Below are 3,764 nucleotides of genomic sequence, written 5' to 3'. Positions count from 1 at the left end.
GAGCCGGCGATCGCCGACGCCATAGGTCGCGATTTTGGCCATCGTTCGACAGCCGAAACGCGCCTGCTCGAGCTTTTTCCAAGCCACGCAGCAATCTGCCATGCGCGCCGCCACCTGCGGCGCTGGATGCGGCCGCAGACACGTCCGGTTTCGCTATGGTTTCAGCCCGGCCGGGCAGAGGTGCGTTATCAGCCACTCGGTGCCGTCGGCATCATCGTTCCCTGGAACTATCCGATTTTTCTCGCTGCTGCGCCGCTCACGGCGGCACTGGCCGCTGGCAACCGGGCCTTGATCAAGATGTCGGAGATCACCCCGGCAACCGCGTCGCTGTTTGCCGAACTGGTTGGAAAATATTTCGCCGATGATGAGTTGTCGGTCGTCGAAGGTGACGTCGAGGTGGCCAGGGAATTCTCGCGGCTTCCCTTCGACCATCTGTTGTTCACCGGTTCGACGCCGGTCGGTCGCCAGGTGATGCGCGCGGCCGCGGAAAACCTGACGCCGGTGACGCTCGAACTCGGCGGCAAGTCACCGGCGATCATCGGCCCGGCGCTGGCCCCTGCCGACTTTGCTCACGCCGTTGAGCGCATCATCATCGGCAAGTGCCTCAACGCCGGCCAGACCTGTATCGCTCCCGACTATGTGCTGCTGCCGGCCGGACAGGAGCAGGCATTCATCGAGCAGGCGCGGCGTGTCGTCGCCGCCTGCTATCCCGACATCGAGAAGACTGCAGACTATTCGACGATCGTCGATCAACGCCAGTACGCGCGCCTGTCGGCTTACCTTGAGGAGGCCAGGACGTCGGGAGCGACGATTGTCGATCTGGCAGCAGATACCGTCGCCGACCCGATCAGGCGCCACCTGCCGCCACTGGCACTGCTCGGAGCCGATGACGGATTGCGCGTGATGCAGGAGGAAATCTTCGGCCCGCTGCTGCCGCTACGGCCCTATCGTGATCTCGACGAAGCGATTGCCTTCGTCAACGGCCGGCCGCACCCGCTGGCGCTGTATTACTTCGACAGCGAACGGATGCAGATCGAACGCATCCTGGACGAAACGGTCTCCGGTGGCGTGACGATCAACGACACCATCCTGCATATTGCGCAGGACGACCTGCCTTTCGGTGGCGTTGGTCCGAGCGGCATGGGTTGCTATCATGGTTTCGCCGGCTTCGAGGCCTTCTCGGTCAGAAAGAGTGTTTTTCGGCAATCACGATGGTCCGGCATCGGCCTGTTCAAACCGCCTTACCGCCACTTGTTCGAACGCTTGACGAGGGTCCTCCTGCGATGATTCCGTCCCGTCGCCAATTCATCAGGACCGGTCTTGCCGGCAGTCTCTTGCTCTCGCTCTCCGGTTGGCTGAACGCTGCCGGAGCGCGTCGCCTGAGCGTTGCCGAGCGCGAGATGCTCGGCGCGCTGTGCAACGCGATGCTTGAAGGAATGCTGCCAACAGACCCTGTGCAGCGCCACCGGCTGGTGGCCCTGACCGTCGATGGCATCGCCGTCGAGATCGCCGGGCTTTCGCTGGCTGCCCAAAAGGAGGTCGGCGAGTTGTTCGGCCTGCTGGTGCTGGCACCGGCGCGGCTGATGCTGGCCGGCGTCGGCCAGCCGTGGCATGCGGCCAGCGTCGCCGAGGTCAGCGAATTCCTGCAGTCCTGGCGAGCCAGTCGCCTCAGCCTGCTGCAGACGGCCTATGGGGCACTGCACGACCTGACCTTCGGAGCCTGGTACGCACGTCCCGACACCTGGGAGGCCATCGGCTATCCCGGCCCACCAAAGGGGTACTTCTGATGTTCGATCCGATCAGGGCCGGGCTGGCTTCGGGCTGGAAGCACATCGACGCATCGACGCTCGCCAGGGGCCAGACGCTGGAATTCGATGTGGTCATCGTCGGCACCGGCGCGGGCGGTGGCGTCACTGCCGACATCCTCAGCGACGCTGGCCTGCGCGTCGTGCTCGTCGAAGAAGGACCCCTACGCTCATCGAGCGACTTCAAGATGCGCGAGGCCAACGCCTATCCCGAGCTGTATCAGGAATCGGCTTCACGCAAGACGGCCGACAAGGCGATCAACATTCTGCAGGGACGCTGTGTCGGCGGTTCGACGACAGTGAACTGGACCAGCAGCTTCCGCACCCCGGCCGAAGTCTTCGAATTCTGGCAACGCCAGTTCGGCTTGCGGCAACTCAGCGCCGAATCGATGAGTTCCTGGTTCGCGGTGATGGAGCACAAGCTGTGGGTGCGTCCCTGGGATACGCCGCCCAACCCGAACAATCAGGTGCTGGTGACCGGCAGCGAGAAGCTGGCGATTCCGGTCGGGGTCATCAAGCGCAATGTCAAGGGTTGCTGGAACCTCGGCTACTGCGGCATGGGTTGCCCGACCAACGCCAAGCAGTCAATGCTGCTGACCACCATCCCGGCAGCGCTCAACCGTGGAGCGACGCTGTACACCCGCCTGCGCGCCGAGCGTCTACGTTTCGACGGCAGCCGGGTCAGCGCTCTCGACTGCATGGCGCTGCAGCCCGACGGCATCCATCCGGCCGGCAGGCGAGTACAGTTGCGCGCTCGCCACTTCGTGATTGCCGGCGGTGCCATCGGTAGCCCGGCGCTGCTACTGCGCAGCGGCGTTCCCGATCCCTACCGATTGCTGGGCAAGCGCACTTTCCTGCATCCCGTGGTGATTTCGTCGGCACTGATGCCCGAACGCATCGACGCCTATGCCGGCGCACCGCAATCGATCTATTCCGATCACTTCCTGCACCAGGCACCGATCGACGGTCCCCTGGGCTTCAAGATCGAGACGCCGCCGTTGCATCCGGTGCTCTTTTCGACGACCCTGCAGGGATTTGGTGAGGCACACGCCAGACTGATGCGCGAATTCACGCAGGCCAACGCGCTGCTGGCGCTGCTGCGCGACGGTTTCCATCCTGAAAGTCGCGGTGGCCAGGTCCGTCTCGGCAACGATGGCCTGCCGGTGCTCGACTACCCACTCGGCGACGTGATCTGGGAAGCGACGCGTCGAGCGCTGCTGGCGATGGCCGAAATCCAGTTTTCCGCCGGCGCGCGCTGGGTCTCGCCGGCGCACGAAACGGCTCCAGGTTATGCCAGCTGGGCCGAGGCCAGGAAAGGGATCAGTGAACTGCCACTCAAGCCATTCGTCTGCCGGGTCGTCAGCGCGCATGTGATGGGGGGATGCGGGATGGCCGACGGGCCGCAGCGTGGCGTCGTCGATCATCGCGGCCGGCACTTCTGGCTCGCCAATCTGTCCGTTCATGATGGTTCGCTCTTTCCAACCAGTCTGGGGGTCAATCCACAGCTCTCGATTTACGGGCTGGTGGCGCGTAACGCCAGCCTGCTGGCCGCCGAATTGTCCGGCAAACCCAACCCGGTCATCCCCTGATGGAGATTGACGGTCATGCTCGCACGTGCTCTTCGCCTTACCCTGATCATCGAAGTGGCGCTTTACGTAGCGATTGCCCGATATGGCTTCGCTGCTTCGCCGTCCGCAACCGCCTGGCTGGCGCTGGCTGGTGTACTCTCGCTGCGCGCAGTGCTGATCACGCTCACCTACGGCTATGCCTGGGCTTACCGGTCCCCGGCCCCGCACCTGTCGATGCGCCAGACCTTGCCGATGGTGCTGGGCGAGTACGCAGCGATGTTGCTCAGTTTCATCGTGATCTTACCCTTCGAACGCTGGTGGATGGGTACGGATCGTCTCCGGGCCGGAGCGCCCGGCAGGCGCCTGCCGGTGTTGCTGGTCCATGGCTACA

The 3,764-nt window shown here is 64.1% G+C and carries 3 protein-coding genes and 1 pseudogene; all 4 read left to right on the top strand.

What is annotated here, in order from left to right; translation table 11 throughout:
* Positions 1 to 1,287 (top strand): coniferyl aldehyde dehydrogenase (locus CAPSK01_RS10700; protein WP_273703497.1); only part of this gene is annotated, 1,287 nt, incomplete at its 5' end.
* Positions 1,284 to 1,787, top strand: a complete 504-nt coding sequence (locus CAPSK01_RS10695) for a hypothetical protein (RefSeq protein ID WP_034926193.1) — start codon at positions 1,284 to 1,286, stop codon at positions 1,785 to 1,787. The genes CAPSK01_RS10700 and CAPSK01_RS10695, both read left to right, overlap by 4 nt.
* Positions 1,787 to 3,394 carry a GMC family oxidoreductase gene (locus CAPSK01_RS10690; protein WP_034926191.1) on the top strand — a complete coding sequence of 536 codons (1,608 nt, stop codon included), beginning with the start codon at positions 1,787 to 1,789 and terminating at the stop codon, positions 3,392 to 3,394. The genes CAPSK01_RS10695 and CAPSK01_RS10690 overlap by 1 nt, the downstream gene beginning before the upstream one ends.
* A 15-nt stretch (positions 3,395 to 3,409) precedes the next feature.
* Positions 3,410 to 3,764: pseudogene (locus tag CAPSK01_RS10685) on the top strand (lipase); the annotation flags it as partial.

The sequence above is a fragment of the Candidatus Accumulibacter vicinus genome (assembly GCF_000584955.1).
Classification (GTDB): Bacteria; Pseudomonadota; Gammaproteobacteria; order Burkholderiales; family Rhodocyclaceae; genus Accumulibacter; species Accumulibacter vicinus.
Note: the sequence above shows the minus strand (reverse complement) of the source record. Positions and strands in the feature narration are given on the sequence as shown.

Coding starts and splice junctions, on each gene's coding strand:
- CAPSK01_RS10695 (WP_034926193.1), top strand. CDS start 1,284: ATGATTCCGTCCCGTCGCCAATTCATCAGGACCGGTCTTGCCGGCAGT.
- CAPSK01_RS10690 (WP_034926191.1), top strand. CDS start 1,787: ATGTTCGATCCGATCAGGGCCGGGCTGGCTTCGGGCTGGAAGCACATC.